15 protein-coding genes are annotated in these 17387 nt (G+C 51.1%); 5 read left to right on the forward strand and 10 right to left on the reverse strand.

Features of this window, described 5'->3' with window-relative positions:
- Positions 1-31 precede the first annotated feature (31 nt).
- From DX909_RS23865 to DX909_RS23910, 10 genes are read right to left on the reverse strand one after another with little or no spacing between them, the layout of a single operon-like run.
- Positions 32-1186, reverse strand: coding sequence for a glycosyltransferase family 4 protein (locus DX909_RS23865; RefSeq protein ID WP_128547756.1), 1155 nt, complete (start codon positions 1184-1186; stop codon positions 32-34).
- Positions 1183-2316 (reverse strand): glycosyltransferase family 4 protein, encoded by a 1134-nt coding sequence (locus DX909_RS23870; protein ID WP_128547757.1) that lies wholly within the window; start codon positions 2314-2316, stop codon positions 1183-1185. Before DX909_RS23870 ends, DX909_RS23865 begins: the two co-directional genes overlap by 4 nt.
- Complete coding sequence (locus DX909_RS23875) at positions 2313-3260, reverse strand: glycosyltransferase family 2 protein (RefSeq protein ID WP_128547758.1); 948 nt, start codon at positions 3258-3260, stop codon at positions 2313-2315. The genes DX909_RS23870 and DX909_RS23875 overlap by 4 nt, the downstream gene beginning before the upstream one ends.
- Before the next feature lies 1 nt (position 3261).
- Positions 3262-4620 carry a flippase gene (locus DX909_RS23880; RefSeq protein ID WP_128547759.1) on the reverse strand — a complete coding sequence of 453 codons (1359 nt, stop codon included), beginning with the start codon at positions 4618-4620 and terminating at the stop codon, positions 3262-3264.
- Between the two features lie 28 nt (positions 4621-4648).
- Positions 4649-4993 (reverse strand): cupin domain-containing protein, encoded by a 345-nt coding sequence (locus DX909_RS23885; RefSeq protein ID WP_128547760.1) that lies wholly within the window; start codon positions 4991-4993, stop codon positions 4649-4651.
- The gene (locus DX909_RS23890) at positions 4993-5976 is read right to left on the reverse strand and encodes an NAD-dependent epimerase/dehydratase family protein (protein ID WP_128547761.1); all 984 of its coding nucleotides are present in this window, start codon (positions 5974-5976) and stop codon (positions 4993-4995) included. Before DX909_RS23890 ends, DX909_RS23885 begins: the two co-directional genes overlap by 1 nt.
- The gene (locus DX909_RS23895) at positions 5973-6773 is read right to left on the reverse strand and encodes a WecB/TagA/CpsF family glycosyltransferase (protein ID WP_510186350.1); all 801 of its coding nucleotides are present in this window, start codon (positions 6771-6773) and stop codon (positions 5973-5975) included. The genes DX909_RS23890 and DX909_RS23895 overlap by 4 nt, the downstream gene beginning before the upstream one ends.
- Complete coding sequence (locus tag DX909_RS23900) at positions 6763-7431, reverse strand: sugar transferase (RefSeq protein WP_128547763.1); 669 nt, start codon at positions 7429-7431, stop codon at positions 6763-6765. Before DX909_RS23900 ends, DX909_RS23895 begins: the two co-directional genes overlap by 11 nt.
- A 54-nt stretch (positions 7432-7485) precedes the next feature.
- On the reverse strand, positions 7486-9813 hold the full coding sequence (locus DX909_RS23905; protein ID WP_128547764.1) for a GumC family protein: 2328 nt from the start codon (positions 9811-9813) through the stop codon (positions 7486-7488).
- A gap of 14 nt (positions 9814-9827) precedes the next feature.
- Positions 9828-10610 carry a polysaccharide biosynthesis/export family protein gene (locus tag DX909_RS23910; protein ID WP_128547765.1) on the reverse strand — a complete coding sequence of 261 codons (783 nt, stop codon included), beginning with the start codon at positions 10608-10610 and terminating at the stop codon, positions 9828-9830.
- 624 nt (positions 10611-11234) lie between these two features.
- Here DX909_RS23910 and DX909_RS23915 point away from each other — a divergent pair.
- The 5 genes from DX909_RS23915 to DX909_RS23945 all read left to right on the forward strand — a co-directional run bounded on the left by DX909_RS23915 (position 11235) and on the right by DX909_RS23945 (position 17386).
- Positions 11235-12158 (forward strand): glycosyltransferase family 2 protein, encoded by a 924-nt coding sequence (locus DX909_RS23915; RefSeq protein ID WP_128547766.1) that lies wholly within the window; start codon positions 11235-11237, stop codon positions 12156-12158.
- Positions 12159-14781: 2623 nt separating this feature from the next.
- The gene (locus DX909_RS23930; RefSeq protein ID WP_128547768.1) at positions 14782-16044 is read left to right on the forward strand and encodes a site-specific integrase; all 1263 of its coding nucleotides are present in this window, start codon (positions 14782-14784) and stop codon (positions 16042-16044) included.
- 240 nt (positions 16045-16284) lie between these two features.
- On the forward strand, positions 16285-16680 hold the full coding sequence (locus DX909_RS23935) for a helix-turn-helix domain-containing protein (protein ID WP_128547769.1): 396 nt from the start codon (positions 16285-16287) through the stop codon (positions 16678-16680).
- Entirely contained in the window at positions 16677-17123 is a 447-nt protein-coding gene (locus DX909_RS23940; protein ID WP_128547770.1) for a VRR-NUC domain-containing protein, read from the forward strand. Before DX909_RS23935 ends, DX909_RS23940 begins: the two co-directional genes overlap by 4 nt.
- Positions 17120-17386 (forward strand): hypothetical protein, encoded by a 267-nt coding sequence (locus DX909_RS23945; RefSeq protein ID WP_128547771.1) that lies wholly within the window; start codon positions 17120-17122, stop codon positions 17384-17386. The genes DX909_RS23940 and DX909_RS23945 overlap by 4 nt, the downstream gene beginning before the upstream one ends.
- Position 17387 lies beyond the last annotated feature (1 nt).

The following is a 17387-nucleotide window of genomic DNA, read 5'->3' on the forward strand; positions in this document are numbered from 1 at the left end:
ATGGTTTACAGGCTTTGTCGGTATGATAGCATCAGGGGTTATTGAGCACCTTGTGATAAATCGACAGGGTAGTTTCGGTAATCCGATCCGGGTCAAACCGGCCTAAGGCTACTTCCCTCGCCTGGTGTGACAGTCTCTCCCGGAGCGAGTTGTCGGCCCAGAGGGTTTGGACGGCCCCGGCGATTTCCGCCGGTTGCAGGGAGGTGAGCAGCCCGGTGTTTCCTGAATCGATCAGGGACGACACCCCCCCGACATCGGTGGCCACCACGGGAAGGCCGGCCAGCTGCGCTTCACAGACGCTGTTGGGACTGTTGTCGATGTGGGAGGGATGAAGCAGGCAGAAGGATTCCTGAAAGGCTTTCCAAAGCTGGTCCGGTCCCAACATGCCCCGATGTTCCAGATGAATCTCCCCAATGTTTTTTAATGATAGGGAGGACGCCATCTTCAGCAGTTCCGACCGGGTTCCGAAGCCGGTCACCAGAAGTCGAACCGGAAGCCTGGGAACCAGCAGATCCATTGCCCGGAGGGCTTCGCAGATTCCTTTGATGTAATTGGTGCCGCCGATGAACAGGATATTGTTTTTTTGGGTGGAGGATGTCCGGTTGATGGGATGATGGAATTGCGGCCGGAGCATCTCCCAGTTGTGGTGGATGATGGCCCCCGGGTGCAGTTTTCTGATCACGGCCTGGTCCCAGTGCGTGCGGCAGATAAAATGCCGGATTGTCGGGATGTATTTCTTCTCGTAATACCCGGCCGCCAGCCAGGAAAGATGGCGGTAATCCGGTTTTTTAGGCAGGTGCCGGTAATACTCCGTCACGAACCCCTGCGCCGAAAGCACCCTCGGGAGGGTGATCCCGCTGGCCATCGCATGGTATTGCTGTTCTGCACCATGCACGTGCAGTAAGTCATACTGACCTGCCTCGCGGGACAGGTACTTTCTGACGATGCCGATTCGTCGGGTATAGCCTGAAAGCAGGTCCCACTTGTCGGGAGGAACCTTCAGAAAAACGTACCTTACTCCGTCCCTGTGCAGTTCCTCATCCTGACGGATATGCGAAGAATAGCTTACGACGGTGATGTTCGTTCGCCGGCCGGCCACCAGCTTTGCAGCCAGAGAAGTGACCCAGGGCACCGGGTGGTCAATCACCGTGGGGTGCGGAACGGCCGCTAACCAGAGGACATTCATTGGAAATGAATGGTTTCGTGATAAAAATCGATGAGTTTCCGGACGGCGACCTGGTGATCCAGATGGCCCCTGATGAAGTCAGTCTGGGCGGTGACCAGCTTTCTCCGTTCCTTTTCGTCGAAATATTTCTGAATCTGATCGGTCAGGGCAGGGACGGTTTCGCTAAGCAGCCATCCATAATCCCGGGGCAGGATTTCGGGGATTCCGCCCACCGGCAGGGCCAGCACCGGGGTTTTCACGGCCATCGCTTCGAGCAGGGCGTAGGGGCAATTATCGTTCAAGGCCGTATGGACGTACAGATGACTTCTGGCCACCAACTGCCACGGATCAACCTGCCGCCCCAGGAATTTGACCCGGTCGGTCAAGTGACTGGCCGCTGTCAGGGCCTCATACTCCTCCCGTTTCGGACCGTCTCCAATGATCCAGATCGTGAAGTTCTGAATGCCGCGCCGGGAAAGTTCCTTCCCGATTTGAATCAATAGTTTCTGGTTTTTCCGCTCCTCCACATAACCTACGTTGCTGATAATAAGATGATCCGGTGATAAGGGCGCTATTTTCGGATGAATCCGTTTCAGGTTGATGGTATTGTGGATAATGATTTTCTTACAATCGGACGGAAACAGGTGGCAGGATTTTTCGAAAACATAGTTGGATACAAACACATAATGCTTTACGAAAGAAAACAGATAACGGTACCAATTTTCCGTCTGTTTAAGCAGATGCCCGTTCAGACCGAACGACTCTTTTCTTTCTGTTACGGGATTGTCGTTAAAGTGGCAGGTCAGCACCACCGGAATGCTTTTTTTTAAGGCCAGAAAGGCGGCTACTCCCGTCACCACATCCTGCGCATGAATGAGATCGAAAGTTTCACGCCGGGCTCTCCTGACGGCCAGATAGATGGAAGTAAAGTGTGCGAACTCGTAATAAAGAAAAGTGGGAACTCTGCCGATACGAAGCATGATTCGGCGGAGTATTCCCAGGAAATACCGCCAGAAGCGCGGCATCGATCCGGAGCTAATGACCTCTACCCCAACCCCTTTATTTTTCAAATCTCGGGCCGTATTCCGGTAATAGGTCACCACCCCGGAAGGGTCGGTTTCAATTAAAAAACTTACCATCAGAACTCTCATAACTTCAATAGTTTTTTAGGTTTAGCATTGTCAAAATTGCCATACCAACCGTCCCGGTAAGCGTGGAAGTAAAATCGCATCCGTTTCATTTTATGGTCGTCAAACAAAATCACTTTGCACAGCTGTACTGAGAGTTCCTTGGAGAAGCTTAAAAAGAGGTTCAGCCGGTGGCGGGATTGAAGTTCTTTCCAGAGAGCTCGTTTCAGCCAGATATTATTCCGGATGCCGAAGAATCGGATCCAAAGCTTTTCGAGAGGGATCTGGTCCGGTTTTTTCTTCCCGTCTACCGGTTTACTGGCGGCCATCAAATGATCTATCCGGGCCTCATGAACCAGCCCGATCGGTCCGGCCTGCCGTTTTAACCGTAGACTGTATTCGACATCGTCATGATGGATAAAAAATTCCGGGCGTGGAAAGCCAACCTTCGTAACGGAACGATGGGGAAGCAACAGCCCGACGAAGGAAGCGTAGTCGATTTCCGAAATACGGGCCTGTTTCTCCGGCCGTTCGATCGGGACCTGAAGGATGGATAAATTCGGTTTATAAACCAGGTTTCCCCGGTGGAGCAACGGAATTTTACCCAGTTCATAAACGGTCGGCGCCAGGCCGGCATACTGCTCCTTATTTTCACTGCTCATCAGTAACTCCAGGCAGTTTTCAGCCGGGTAACAGTCGTCATCCATGAGCCAGTACCAGCCGAATTTCTGCCGGTAGGCTTCCTGAAGGGCAAAATGAAAACCGCCGGCTCCGCCGATATTCTGCTCGTATAAAATGCAGCCGATGTCCTGCTGGGAAAGCAGCCAGGAAGGAGTTCCGTCCGAACTTGCGTTGTCGAACACGATGATGTGCTTTAAAGGATACGATTGCAGCCTGAGACTCCGGATGCATTTCATCAATTCATCCAGCCGGTTATAGGTAACTATGACAGCAGCAACCGTTTCCATATCACTTCGTCAAATAGAGGGTTAATCGGATCTTGCCGTAATTGTATAACCGGAACAGGAGTGCCGGTTGGATCACCTGCACCCGCTGATAGACCAGAAAGAAATACATGGCGAGGGTGATGAAAATCTCCGACGCCACCCAGGCATAGGCCACGCCGGTATGCGTATACTCCCTGATAAGAATGACGTTCAGCACCAGCCCGATCAGGGAGCCGAAAACCGTTATTAAAAAAAAGGGTTTGTCCATTTTCAAGTTGAGCATGGTGTGAATCCCCAGGAGGTTGCTGATTCCGATGGTAACCGGCAGAATCGAGACCAGTCGAAGCACTGATTCTGCCTCCGAAAATTGCTTCCCATAGAACACGGTAATGAAATAGGGAGCGATGAACCAGAGACATAGCGAGATACAGATCAATACCAGCAGCAATGGAAAAAAAGCCGTACGGATAATTTTCAAACCCTTCTCGGGACTTTCCCCGAATGCCCGGGCCATGATTGGAAACAGTGCCTGGTTTAACGCGAGGCCGACGAAAGAGCGGGCAATGGCTTCGAGCCGGGTGCCGGCCGAAAAGATACCGACATGATAGGGCGTACTTAAAAGCCCCAGAAGGAACACATTCGAACTGGAATAAAGCGTGATGGTGATGGAAGAATAAAATAGGATGCTATCCTGGCTGAATCGGTCTCGTAACTCCTGAAACGATGGAAATTTAAACAAGAGATTAAATCGCCGGAAAGCACGGAAAAGCGCCAGGCCGCTTACGATCACATGGGCAATACTTAGGGATAAATTATAATAGATGTAGTCGTCAGGCTGTCGGATGATCAGGAAGACCGAGCAGGTGAAAAGAAGCTTTATACCCAGTTGAAAGAGAGCCACTCTGCCCAGGTCTTCCATGGCCTGATACAGCCAAATTGGAAAAAATACCGTACCGAAACAGCTGATGAAAGTACTGAGATGAAGAATAAAATAGCGGTTAAAATCCGCCCTGGATACGGAAATGAACGCGAAGATCAGACACGAAACCAGTAATAAAAGAGCCTTGCCGACCAGAATTTCGCTGAAGATCCGATTGACGAGTGCTTTATCCTCGCGGTGGGCGGCAACCTTCCGGACGCCCGCCATGTCGAATCCGAAATTGATCAGCAGGGTAAAATAGGCAATATAGGCCTGGGAAAATTGAAGGAGTCCAAGGCGTTCGGGTCCGATGATCCGGACTACAAACGGAACGGTGAGCAGGGGCAACAGATAATTGGCAATATGGACGCTGAAGAGGGAGGCCACATTGATCGCAAAGCGTCGCACCACCCGTTTTGAGAACGGAGAGCCGGCGGTCGTAGTCTGATTGATTGTAGTCATCGAATTTCGAATGCTATTTCGGAGGTGGTCACCCTATTGCAATGCCGAAGTAGATATATTCCAGCGGTTCCTCTCCAGTTGCGACCAGGCGGTGAGCGGCTCCTGCCGGTACCCGGACGAAAACCCCTTTTCCCAGGGGAATATGTTGTTCACCGATCTCGAAACGGCCATCGCCCTTCAGAAAGAAAAAACACTCCTCCATGGTCGGATGAACGTGCCGTTCGCAGTGGTCGGTCCGCATAAATACCCCGTAGGCGAACTGGGTCAGTCCGGACAGGGAGTCTCCGGGCCTTAAAAAGACCTGTTTGGTGCCTTGAGCGTGAGCCGTCAGCTCACGCTCAAGGTGCGATAGGGAGGCCGTGATCCTGTCCATCAGGCCGTTACGTGTTCCTGAATTTTCTCCTGAACCTGGCGGGTGATCCAGATGTAGGTTTTCGCTACCCCGGTCTGAAGCGGCAGGGTTGGTGCCCATCCCAGTTTATCCCGGATGAGCCGGTTGTCCGAGTTTCGTCCTCGCACCCCGACCGGCCCGGGAATGTTTCGGATGAATACTTTCTTGCCGGAAAGTTCAATGACCATCCGGGCAAAGTCGTTGATGGCGATCATTTCCTCGGAACCGATGTTGACAGGTCCCGAAAAGTCGGACTGCATCAGCCGTCTGATTCCCTCAATGCATTCGTCCACAAACAGAAACGAGCGGGTTTGCAGGCCATCCCCCCAGATTTCGATAAATCCCCCGTCTTCCGCCATCGCCACTTTCCGGCAGACGGCGGCCGGGGCCTTCTCGCGACCTCCGTCCCAAGTCCCTTCCGGTCCGAAGATGTTGTGAAACCGGGCAATCCGGACTTCCAGTCCGTAGTTTTTCTGGTAGGCCAGATAAAGCCGTTCAGAAAAAAGTTTCTCCCATCCGTATTCACTGTCAGGCGCAGCCGGATAGGCCGAGTTTTCCGAGCACTTCGGGTTGTCGGGGTCGAGCTGGTTATATTCCGGATACATACAGGCTGAAGACGAATAAAAAATCCGTTTTACGCCCTTTTTCCTGGCCTCTTCCAGGACATTGAGGTTGCAAAGGACGGAGTTATGCAGGATGTCGGCGTCGTTGTCGCCAGTAAAGACAAAACCGGCACCTCCCATGTCCGCGGCCAGTTGGTAGATTTCGTCTAAGTCGTCGGTGACGACGGCCCTGACCACTTCCGGCTGCCTGAGATCCCCCCGATAGAACTCATCGGCCCGATTGTTTCCGTATTCGTTCGTTTTGATGTCGACCCCCCGGACCCAGTAGCCTTCGGATTTGAGTCGATTGACCAAGTGCCCGCCAATAAAGCCCCCGGCTCCGCAAACAAGCGCCTTTTTCATGCTTTGTATGTGTGTTTAGTGATGGAAAAAAACTCTTTTAGGTTGAGAAGAATGAACAGCGGGACGATCTCCAGATAGCGACGGTAGAGCCGTTTCGGCTCCATCAGCAACCGGAATAGCCACTCCAGGGAGGCTGCCTGCATCCAGGCCGGAGCCTGCCGAACCCGGCCGGTATGAAAGTCGAAAGCAGCCCCGACGGTAATGAGAAAATTAACCTGCGTATACCGGGCCAGGCAATGGGCAAAACGCTCCTGTTTGGGGGTGCTGAGACCGATCCAGACGATTCTGGCCCCCGACTGGTCGATTCGCCTTCCCAGCTCCTGAAACTCCTCCTCCGACAGGTCGCGGAAGGGCGGACAGAAGGTGCCGACCACGTTGAAATTCGAATACCTCGTTCCGACAGCCGCTTTCAGGGCCTCGGCAACGCCCTCCTTGCCGCCACACAGGAAATGTCCGATGGCCTGGTTGGCGGAGGCTTCTATCACTCTCCGGAAAAAATCGGGGCCGTAGCACCGGGTCATGCGGGCAGCTCCCCTAAGTCGGCCGACCCAGACCCCGGGCATACCGTCCGGTAAATTCCAGTAGAAGGAATCCAGGACTGCTTTAAATCCGGGGTCTTTCCAGGCCGTTACAAGTCCATGCGCTCCGGTCGCGCTGATGCATTTGCTGGGTGGGCCAGCCGGATGAGTGCATTCCTCGATTAACTGATCCACGGCGGCAGGCAGGCCGGCATCAAAAAGGCTTGTTTTCAATACTTTAACCATCGGATTGTCAGGTTTTATTGAATTAGCAGGCATTATTGTTCTTCCTGAAAAGGGCGGCTATGGTCCACCAGCAGATCATCAGGTCTAGCCCCAGACTCTGCCGGCGGATATACCACTGGTCATAGCGCAGCCGCTGATGCATCTTGTACCATTCAGCGGTTTCTCCCCGCGCCCCACGGGCCTGGGCAAGTCCGGTAATGCCCGGCCGGACGCAGTACCGGTTTACATAGCCCGGAAGGGATTGCCAGTACTGGGCGTCGAGCTGGATGGGGTGAGGGCGCGGACCGATGATGCTCATATGCCCTGCCAGCACATTCAGGAACTGTGGCATTTCGTCCAGATTGGTCTTCCGGAGAAGGTGGCCCAGGCGCGTGATGCGGGGATCGTTCGGGGTGGCCTGCAAAAACTCTGCATTCCGTTTATACCGCATAGTCCGGAACTTCAGGCAACGAAAGGGGTGCCCATTACGTCCGGTGCGCATCTGGACGAACAGGATCGGTCCTGGGGATTCCAGCCGGATGGCAATGCCTATCAGAGGAATCAGCCAGAACAGGATGCCAGCAGTGACCAGGAAGGCAATCACGGAGTCGAACAGAAGTTTCCCCCAGCTCGTGTAATTACCCCCTGTTATGGGCATAAGTGATCTGGCCGGACGCTGGGCGGCCAGCGTCCGAGAAAGTTGATCAACCATGACGAATTAAAGTTTAGCCCTGTTTAGGAAGGGAGTGGACAGTATATTACCTGATCAGATGCGTTCAATCAATCTCCGAATTGCACTCTTCGGCTCCGGTGTATAATAGTTATTATTATAGTTATAGTAGCCTGCCTGGGTGGTTTGTACGTCGTTTAGGATAATGCCGAGCCGGGGAAATCGCTGGTCTTTGTTCAGACTGTCGAGCATCCGCAAGTGTACTTTCGGCGTCATGTCATGCCGGACCACATACAGTGTGCTGTCGGCAAAGGGCGCGATCAGCTGCGCATCGGTGACCAGGCCGATTGGGGAGGAGTCAACGATCGTGAAGGCGAATCGCTGCCGTAACTCCTCAAACAACGCCGACAGGCGGGGAGTGGACATCAGTTCCGTCGGATTTGGCGGCAGAGGGCCGCTCGTGATGATCCAGTAATTCGGAAAACCGGGCACCGGCTGGAGCACATCCTCCAGCCCGGCTTCGCCGATCAGGTAGTTGCTCAGACCAGCGGCATTTTTAATGCCCAGCAGGGAATGCAGCTTGGGTTTCCGCAGATCCATTTCCAGGATGACGGTCGTCTGGTTCACCAGCGCCAGGCTGGCGCCGAGGTTCAGCGATATGAACGATTTCCCTTCACCACTGATGCTCGACGTGAACAGAACGACCTGACTATCTCTGGGGTGGCTCCGCAGAAATTGAAGGTTCGTCCGTAGGGCGCGGATCTGTTCGGAGATGACCGAGCGGCTGGGCGTCTGAACCACCAGAGCCTGTCTGTTCTTGCTGTGCATGACCTCTCCCAGAATAGGTACGCTGGTGGCGCTTTCCACCTCCGACCGGCGATTCACCCGGTCATTCATCAGATCATATACCGACATGATGCCTACAGGAAAAAGTAACCCGAATACCCCGAAAAGCAGGTATATCATCCGTTTGACCGGTTTGACGGGTTCGTCACCGCTGCTGGCGGGGTCGACGATGCGGCTGTCCGAGACCGTAGATGCATAGGACAGGGCAGTTTCTTCCCGTTTTTCAAGCAGGTAGGTATACAGGTTATTTTTGATGTACTGCTGGCGCGTGATATCGACCAGCGCACGTTCTTTGTGGGGAAGCGTCCGGATCGTGCTTTCGAGCTCAAGGTTGGCCGACACCAGATGCTGGCGGGTCCCGGAAAGCATTTGCTTCATAGAAGAAAGGTTTTCCGAAATACTAGTCCGGGCGGCCTTGATCTGGCTCTCCAGGGTTTGTAGGAGGGGGTTCCGAATAGAAGTGGTCCGGCTGATCTCATCGTGCTGAGCTTCCAGTTCGGTCAGCCGGGTGAGCAGCCCCAGCAGGATCGGATCGTTCAGGCCCAGAGTGGCGGGCGTCACGGTTCGGGCTTCAATCTTGCTGTTGACGTAATTCTCGACATCCCTCAGGATGCCCAACTGTATATCCGTCTGGTTCAGCTGAGCGTCGTTCTGCTGCACTCGAAGCAGAAAACTCTGGGCCTGGGTGCCCAGGTCAGTGATGCCCTGCGCAGCCTTGTAGGACTCTACCCTTTTCTCGGCGGCAGCCAGTTCGCCTGAGATCAGACGAAGCCGGTTTTCGATGAAATGCAGAGTGGCGTAGGCAACCCGATTTTTGTCCACGACGGCGGCCTTGTTATAGGCCATGATGAGTTGGTTGATGATGGCCTCTCCTTTTTCCGGAACGGGGTCTTCCAGGGAGATCTGCAAAACCGTAGAGGCCTTGCTGGTCGGTTCCACCTTGAGCCGGTCGAGGTAGCCCGTAACGGCCAGGGACCTCGGATATACCCGGATCAGCATCGGTTTGGTATCATTTTTTAGCGGGTGCCGGGCAAACACCCGGATGCGTCCGTAGGGGGAATCTACACTCTGGTTGATGGGATAGGGGTGTTCGTTGATCTGGACGATCCCGTTTTTGGTAAACGACAGTTTCAGCTCGGTCTCGTAAAGGGCGGCTTTGGGGCGCTCCACCACTAGCCGGACCGGAGCCTGTTTGTATATTTCCCGCATACCCCAGGGGGTTTCACCAAAATACTGGACGTCGATTCCCAACTGCGACACGATATCGGTCATCAGGGTCCGCGACCGAAGGATCTCGATTTCGTTCTCGACTACCTTTTTAGGAGTGAAGATGGACAGTTCCTTGAGCACGCTTTCTTCCGAAAGTCCTTTCTTGTCGTCTTTGATCAGCAGACTTGCCTGAACCTTATATACCGGCTGCTGATAAAGGGTATAGATGGAAGCGCCGATGAGTGCAGCCCCGATGGAAAGGAGAAACCAAGGCCAATGGCTCAGATGGCGCATCAGAACTGCCTGGGCGGAGGCATTCTTAACCTCATGCACCCGATAGGTTGCATACGTGTATTCGTTCGTTGCCATACGTAAAGGGGAGGTTAATACCGACGGACAATGATTGCAATAAAGGATAGGGCGCTCAGGACAATAGGCAAAATTTGGGAGGAACGATCTACGGTGGCAACCCGGGCTTTGCTCGGTTCCACATAGACGATGTCGTTGGGCCGCAGATAATAATACGGCGACCGGAAGATGTCCCGTCGCGTTAGGTCGATCCGGGCGAACACCCGCTTTCCGTTGGCTTCCCGGCTGATTAGAATATTTTCACGCCGGCCATAGATGGTAACGTCTCCGGCCAGGCTCAGGGCCTCCGGAAGAGTGATCTGTTCATTGGGAATTGTAAATAACGAAGGTCGGACCACTTCTCCCATCACCGAAATCCTAAAATTCAGGTTCCTGACACTCACCGTCGGCTCTTTCAGGAAATCTTTCAACGATTCGGTGATCAGTTCGCCGACCTGGTCGGTGGTCAGACCTGCAACGACTATTTTCCCGACGAGCGGAAGTTGAATGGAACCGTCCCGGGCAACCAGGTAGCCCGGCGCTTGAGCCAGATGGGCGGTTTCGCTGGAAGCCTGTGTCTGGGCGGTAATAAATGAATACGGATTGAAGTAAGCGGAGGCTTTATTGTTTAAACTGGATATCTGAACCGACAGGACGTCCCCACTCTGGACGATCGGTATAAACGGCTTTGCCACGGTCAGGCTGTCTCCCTCCGCCGTTTCACTCTGGAAGTAGGTAAGTTTCCGGGTAGATCCGCATGCGGTCGCCAGATAAATTACCAGCATTAATGTGGAAATTTTCAGTAAAGTTTTTTTCATATAGCAGGTAGAAAATGATGTATTCCGCCCTAAAAAGCGTCTGCTTCCAAGACAAGTAAAAGTATGTAAAGGAATCCCTATATAACTTATAAAAAAATTAAAATATTAAACATTAATCATTTATAAAATTGAATTTTCTCAATTCACGACATGAGCGTCATGTCTATTAATGAAAGGCATGATGGAATGGGAGCAGGAAGGCGGAATGGGCGGGCCTTCCCGTTCGATCGGATTTTAAGGCTAAACCAGGCCGTTCGATTAATTAATACGGGCTTTTTGCCTACTTAAGTATTCCCTGAAGAGGAACCACTTTCTTCTGTAAGTAGATCCGACAGCCTGATTGTTGGAGGCAATGTCCGGTCAATCTAATTCGCCAGATGAACGATAGGGGTATTTCCATTCACAAAACATCCTGATTTGTTCAATGGAATCATAAAAAAGTTCAATCTTCATAGGTGATTCTACTTAAAGTCAAGCAAAGTATTTACTCGTTTGCTCGATAGAATTACTTAACTCCAAATTGGAAATTAGAAATCTTCCTGCCAATTTCAGGAAGAAGCTATTTCAGGTCCAACCATACAGTGGAGACTGAAAACAGGCCCGGATCACCAGAACTACACTCAAATGACTTCCACAGTAGCGGCCGTTGTAGTCACCTACAATCGTCTGGAATTGTTAAAAGTTTGTATCGAAGCTCTTCATCGGCAAACCCGCCTGCCGGAAGCGATCCTGGTGGTGAACAACGGGAGCACAGACGGCACGGAACAATGGCTGGAGAGGCAATCCGGACTGCTGGTCTTTCATCAGACCAATTCCGGTGGGGCAGGAGGCTTCCACCGGGGAATGATCGAAGCCTGCAAGCGGGGCTATGACTGGGTTTGGGTTATGGATGACGACGGGTTTCCTCACCCGCAGTCCCTTGCTAAATTAATGGCGTTTCCCAGGATGGGTCCTTGCATCCTTAATTCTCTGGTCGTGGCGAAAGAGAATCCAACCCGCCTGGCCTTTTCCCTGCGGTTCAATGATCACCTGATAACGACCCTGGAAGAAATTGAAGGTCTAAACGCCGTTTTCGGATCGATCAACCCGTTTAATGGGACATTGATTGCCCGGGAGGTATTCGGAAAGATCGGCTACCCCCTGAAAGAGATGTTCATCTGGGGAGATGAGACCGAGTTCTGTCTGCGGGCGCTCCATAACGGATTCCCGCTGATCACCGTGACAGACAGTCTGTTTTCCCATCCCAGTGCCAAGGAAGTAGTCAATCAGGACTGGAATCCGGAGATTATCTGGCGGAAATATTACGGGTTCCGCAACCATTCTCTCCTTTTAAGAAGCAGTCGGACCAGGCTTTATAAGCTTCAATATACAAAGTATATGATCAATGAACTGATTCAAATCTATAAATATCAGAAGTCGATGAAGCGGGTTAAATTTCTGGTAGCCCTGGAAGCGTACCTGGACGCGCTGACAAATAACTTTAATAAAAAGCCATATCACATCAGATCAATAAGCCGGATTATTTCTTCTCGTCCTAAAATAAACTAGGCAATTTTATTCTTGACTGACCCATTTCGTGGTTGTGGTGGCGAAACCGCACGATACTGGCCCTCAGGCTGCTAAAGGTGCACACTAAACGTCAGTATGTATGAGCATTTAACTCTTCGAGCGAAGACGCAACAAAGGCTTCAAGACGCCGATGAAAATCCCGGCCATGCTGCTTAACATCTTTGAGGACAATTCCGATGTTTGACAAGTCCTTTGAACATAAGAAAACCTTCCGGTTAGTTGTTCGCAACACTAAGCTCGGAAGGTTTTCGCTTTTTTGAATCACCTTAAATTTCGGGATGACTTATGTTTATAGTCGGTTTGATAGGTATACCAACTTAGTTGCCTGACTGCATTTTTCTGGCCATCAACATGCCCCGCCTGGATGGATTGCAAACGCTGGTGCGAATCCGGACTCACCCCGCCACCCAATAGATTCCCACCTTCCTGTAGACCACCTCATCGCATGCCGCGGATCAGGAGCGGGGAAGACTGCTAGGCGCGACCTCCTTTTTTACAAAATTTCATCGACTTTACGACTACCAATTGCTGGCTCTCGCCTTCAAAGAGTTGTGGGCCGACACGTTAGGCAATCCGACCAAGTAAGTGCTTCGAAAAAGGCAAGTCTGGTCTTATGGCAAGATGATATCCTGTCAGGAGCTGGGAAAATTATTCTGCCGATCACTCAATTCCTGTTCCATTTGCTCAGGAAGTGCTCCCTTTTTCTTTCCAAACGGTTAGTAAGGGAAGTTATATACGTAATTTAGTGGCCGATGGGAAAGGGGTTGAATCTGTTGTCCTTTATTCTGATCAGTTATGTGGTTAGAGACGATCTGATTACGTGGTCGTGGTGGCAACCCTTCGTGCCTGAACCCTTGGTGGAAATCCTGGCTACCGTCACCGGATTGTTAACCGGTGGCCTGGCCACAATGGGCATTTTTAGCTGGCTGGAGAGCCGGCATCCGGTCGAGGGGGTCAACCCGAAGATAATTATCCAGTCAGCAATGCCCTGGCGCAGGTCGAAGAATTGGGATAATAATTCTAAATTGTTTTAGCGATCATGAGGAGGGAAGTGGTTTTTACTCCACCTGATGAATTTAAAATGAAACAGCCCGGCCATATGGGACCGGGTTTTGTTTTACAGGAAGGCAAAGCGGTGGGAAAAGCAGGTAGATTTCCTTACCACTCAATAAAGGGAACTACCCATAGGCTCGAAGAATAGTCCGAAAGAAAAAGGGGGTAGTTACATCCCTATCATCTCCAACAAGGGTTTGAAAATTCCCGATCAACCTGAAAAGCCGGACTCAGTTGAGCCCCGGCTTTTTCTTTGAATGGACTATAGATGCAGTTTACCTAACCTTTTTTCTGGCCATGCTTTCAGATGAATAATAGGTATCTAGATTTGTGAAACTTCCTTCCATCCCCTCCTTTGTGCCTATCCGGGAGATTCTGTGGGTGGCGGGCCGGGGCAACTACTGTTGCTTTCATCTGGTGGATGGAGAGCGGGTACTTACGGCGCGTCCTTCGATGGCAGGGCCATCTGACCTCATTTGTGCGGATCAGCAAGAAAGCCTTAATTAACCCCAACCACCATTCACGGCTAGAAAGGGAAAAATGTAGAAGTAAAGTTGTCCGGAGACTTGTTGCTGGCGGTTTCCCGTCGGAGAATTCCAGCGGTCATTCTGGCCTTACAGCCCCAAAAAACAGACTCAGTAGAATAAAAACAACCCAGCCTCAGGGCAACCGGGTTGTCAGTGATCACAAAAAATAAGGTTATTATGCCTAGGAGGTTAGAGCATATCCTATGCCAATACAATAACTTGGTCCGAAACGGCCAATCTGGAATTCCTCTTTTTAACCTTGTAGGATAGACAGGTCAGGTCAATCGGGCCACGGGCTCCTCATTTCTTGACAGTCTGATCGGTTTTCCTATTTTTATATGCTTCCCAGAAATTAAGACAGTGTAGGATTAGCCTCGAAAAGGTCTAATTTTAAATGTCACAGGAAAATGAAAGCGTTCACCGAGAATCAGATTGTGGCCATCCTTAATCGGACCAATTTCTATAATCTAAACAATAGGGGGAGACAAATTTTTGTCATAATTACGGTCCTGCCGAACGCAAGCAAACATCCGTAAGACCAACTTGTTGCGAACATTATTGAGCACCAGCATGCGGTTCTTACCTTCACCTACCTTGCGCTCATAATAAGCTTTTAAGTGAGCACAGTGCTGGACAGCTGACATTGCTCAAAAGTGCAATAGGACTTGACCTTTTTGTTAGCTAAGTGAATGACCTGGGGTCGGCCTCTTTAAATAAAACCATATTAGCAAATTTTGAAATTTGTGGTGTCCCTTGTGGTGACCCTAATAAGAAAAGCCACTCAAGGTGCACCTTAAGTATTTGATTTTCAAGTGACCCCGGACAGGTTCGAACTGTCGGCCCACTGATTAAGAGTCAGTATTACATCAGTTACCACCCTTTACCTCTTTTTACTAATAATTCACCAAATAGCTAAAAATAAGAGCTTTCTATCCTTATCTTTACTTTGTCTATTACTACTGTTTGGGAGGTTTTACTAAATTCGTGTATCAAATTGTGTAGCAAGGTCTGATACACCCTGAATGAAACTACCCTCCGCCACTGCCGCCGTCGTCCTGGATACCCGCCGTGAAAAAGCCGATGGCTCCTACCCTCTCAAGCTTCGGATCACCTACCAGCGCCTGCGCAAATATTACAGTATCGGCATGGACCTAACCGAGGCTACCTGGAAAGACGTCGAGGACAAAGCCAAAACCCGCCGTGACCTTCGGGAAATCAGAGAACGCATCACCGATTTTGAAAAGCGGGCTGAAAAAGTAATCAAGGGCATGGAAGTCTTTTCTTTCGATGGCTTTGAGAGTCTATACTTTAGAAGTGAAACCGAAGACGCCAGACAGGCGGCCCTTCGCAATGACCTTGCCCATGCATTTACCACCCACATTAAGAGCCTGGACGCCGAAGGCCGGCGGGCAACGGCCGAGTCTTACGGCAATGCTCTTTCCTCGCTGACCTCCTACCGTAAGCGCCTGAAGCTTCCGGACATCACGGTCGACTTTCTGAAGGGCTACGAAAAGTACATGATTCTGGAAGGCCGGTCGGCAACCACCATCGGCATTTACCTCCGTGCTTTAAGGGCCATCATCAACCAGGCCATTGACCAAGGTGTTCTAACTCCAAAACAGTACCCTTTTGGCAAGAATAGGTACCAGATTCCCGGAGGCCGAAACATCAAAAAGGCATTAACCCTGACCGAGGTGGAGAGACTGTTCCACTACCCTGCCCTTCCCGGTAGCCCGGAAGACAAGGCCCGGGACTTCTGGGTATTTTCCTACCTGTGCAACGGCATCAACTTAAAAGACATCTGCCGGCTCAAATGGAAAGACATTGACGGGGACCGGATCGTATTTATCCGGGCCAAAACGGCTCGCAGTACCAAGGGCAAACAAAAGGCGGTAGTGGCCATTTTGACCGATCCAGCGAAAGAGATTATTGAGAAGTGGGGCAACACCGAGAAACGCCCTGAAAGCTATGTATTCCCCATCCTTTCCCCAGGAATAACCCCAAAGCGGGAAAGAGAGTTGATTCAGTACATGAATAAGTATCTGAATAAGTACATGAAGCGTATTGCCTCCTCGCTGGGCATTGAGAAGCCGGTGACGACGTATTATGCCCGGCATAGCTTCGCCACCGTCATGAAGCGTTCAGGGGCTCCTATTGAGTTCATTTCCGAGAGTCTTGGACACAATGACCTAAAGACGACTGACAACTACCTCGATAGCTTTGAGGATGATGTCAAACGGGAGTACACGAAGGCACTACTCAATTTTGGAAAAAAGGAAAAGTAAAAATTTCTTGCTTTAACTAATTAAAAATACTATTATTGCATTAGGCACATATGTGGTAGACAGACAATATAGTCTATTTAGCAGCCTGAAAGCATTAGTTATCAAACATTTCGGCTAAGGGGCAGTCGGATGGGTGATTCAACTTAGGTTGATCTCCTGTCGGCTGCTCCTTAGCTTTTTTGGCTTACAGGCAGGGTACAACCAGCTTTCCAAATCATTTTTCATTTAATCCATTCTTCAATGGAAGCTAAAACGAAAAATGGGTCGGAACAGCCGCCCGTCTCCTGGGATCTCATCCCAACCATCATTTACAAGCAGAGTCAACAAATCTCCGCTCTGACTGAAGAAATCACCTCCCTAAAAGAGCTGATTCAATCTCCCACTAAGCCCCATAAGCAGGATATAGGAGGTGTGGAGATTTTCTGCGAAGTGACCGGCCTCGCCAGGCAGACCGCCTACAATCTTACCGCAAAAGGCAGGGTTCCCCACAGTAAGGTCGCTGGTCGCCTATGGTTTTCCCGAACCGAATTGATCCAATGGCTTCAATCGGGAAAACAAAAAACTAGTGCTGAAATTGGGGACGAAGTTGACAGCTACTTAGGTTCCCGGCGCAGAGGAGGGCGCAAAGCAGCATGACCTCCCACTATTATCCTTCCCCCGAAAAACAATTGGCTGACCGGCTGTGGCAGCAAAAGCGGGAGCGATTCCCCAGCCTTCCGGATTACGGCATCCCCCGACCTATCATTAAGACCAACACCACCAATGGGCTGACCAGGGCTATCCTTCAGACCTTCGAGGCATTTGGCTTCTACGTGACACGGGTCCAATCACAGGGCCAATATGATCCCAGGACCAAACGGTTCCGGGCAGGGCAGACCAAACGGGGCACCGCAGACCTCCATGGGGTTATTAACGGCCAGCATGTCAGTATCGAGATCAAATTTGGTAAGGACCGGATGAGCGATGCCCAGCGGAAGACGCAGCAGCAGATCGAGCAATCCGGCGGGATCTATTACGTGGCTCGTGACTTCGCCAGTTTCTGGACCTGGTTTCACTCCTTATTGCCTTCCCATCCATGATCATCGACCATCCAACCCCGCAAGAAGTAGCTCTGATTCAGCAGGCGCAGCAGAGACGATGGGCGATCCTCAATGCAAAGCCCTATTGGTCCGAGGACGATTTTGAGGAAGCCCTCCACTGCCACAATACCTGGCTTCCGGAAGCAAAGTCCTGGAACTTCTCCCTTCAGACCCTGGAGATGCTGGCTTTTGACCCAAGGACCCCCGACTCGAAGGCTCACACGCTTCAGCAGCTAATCACTCAGTTTCGTCAGCCATCATGAA

The sequence above is a fragment of the Larkinella soli genome (assembly GCF_003703975.1).
In the GTDB taxonomy this organism is placed as follows: domain Bacteria; phylum Bacteroidota; class Bacteroidia; order Cytophagales; family Spirosomataceae; genus Larkinella; species Larkinella soli.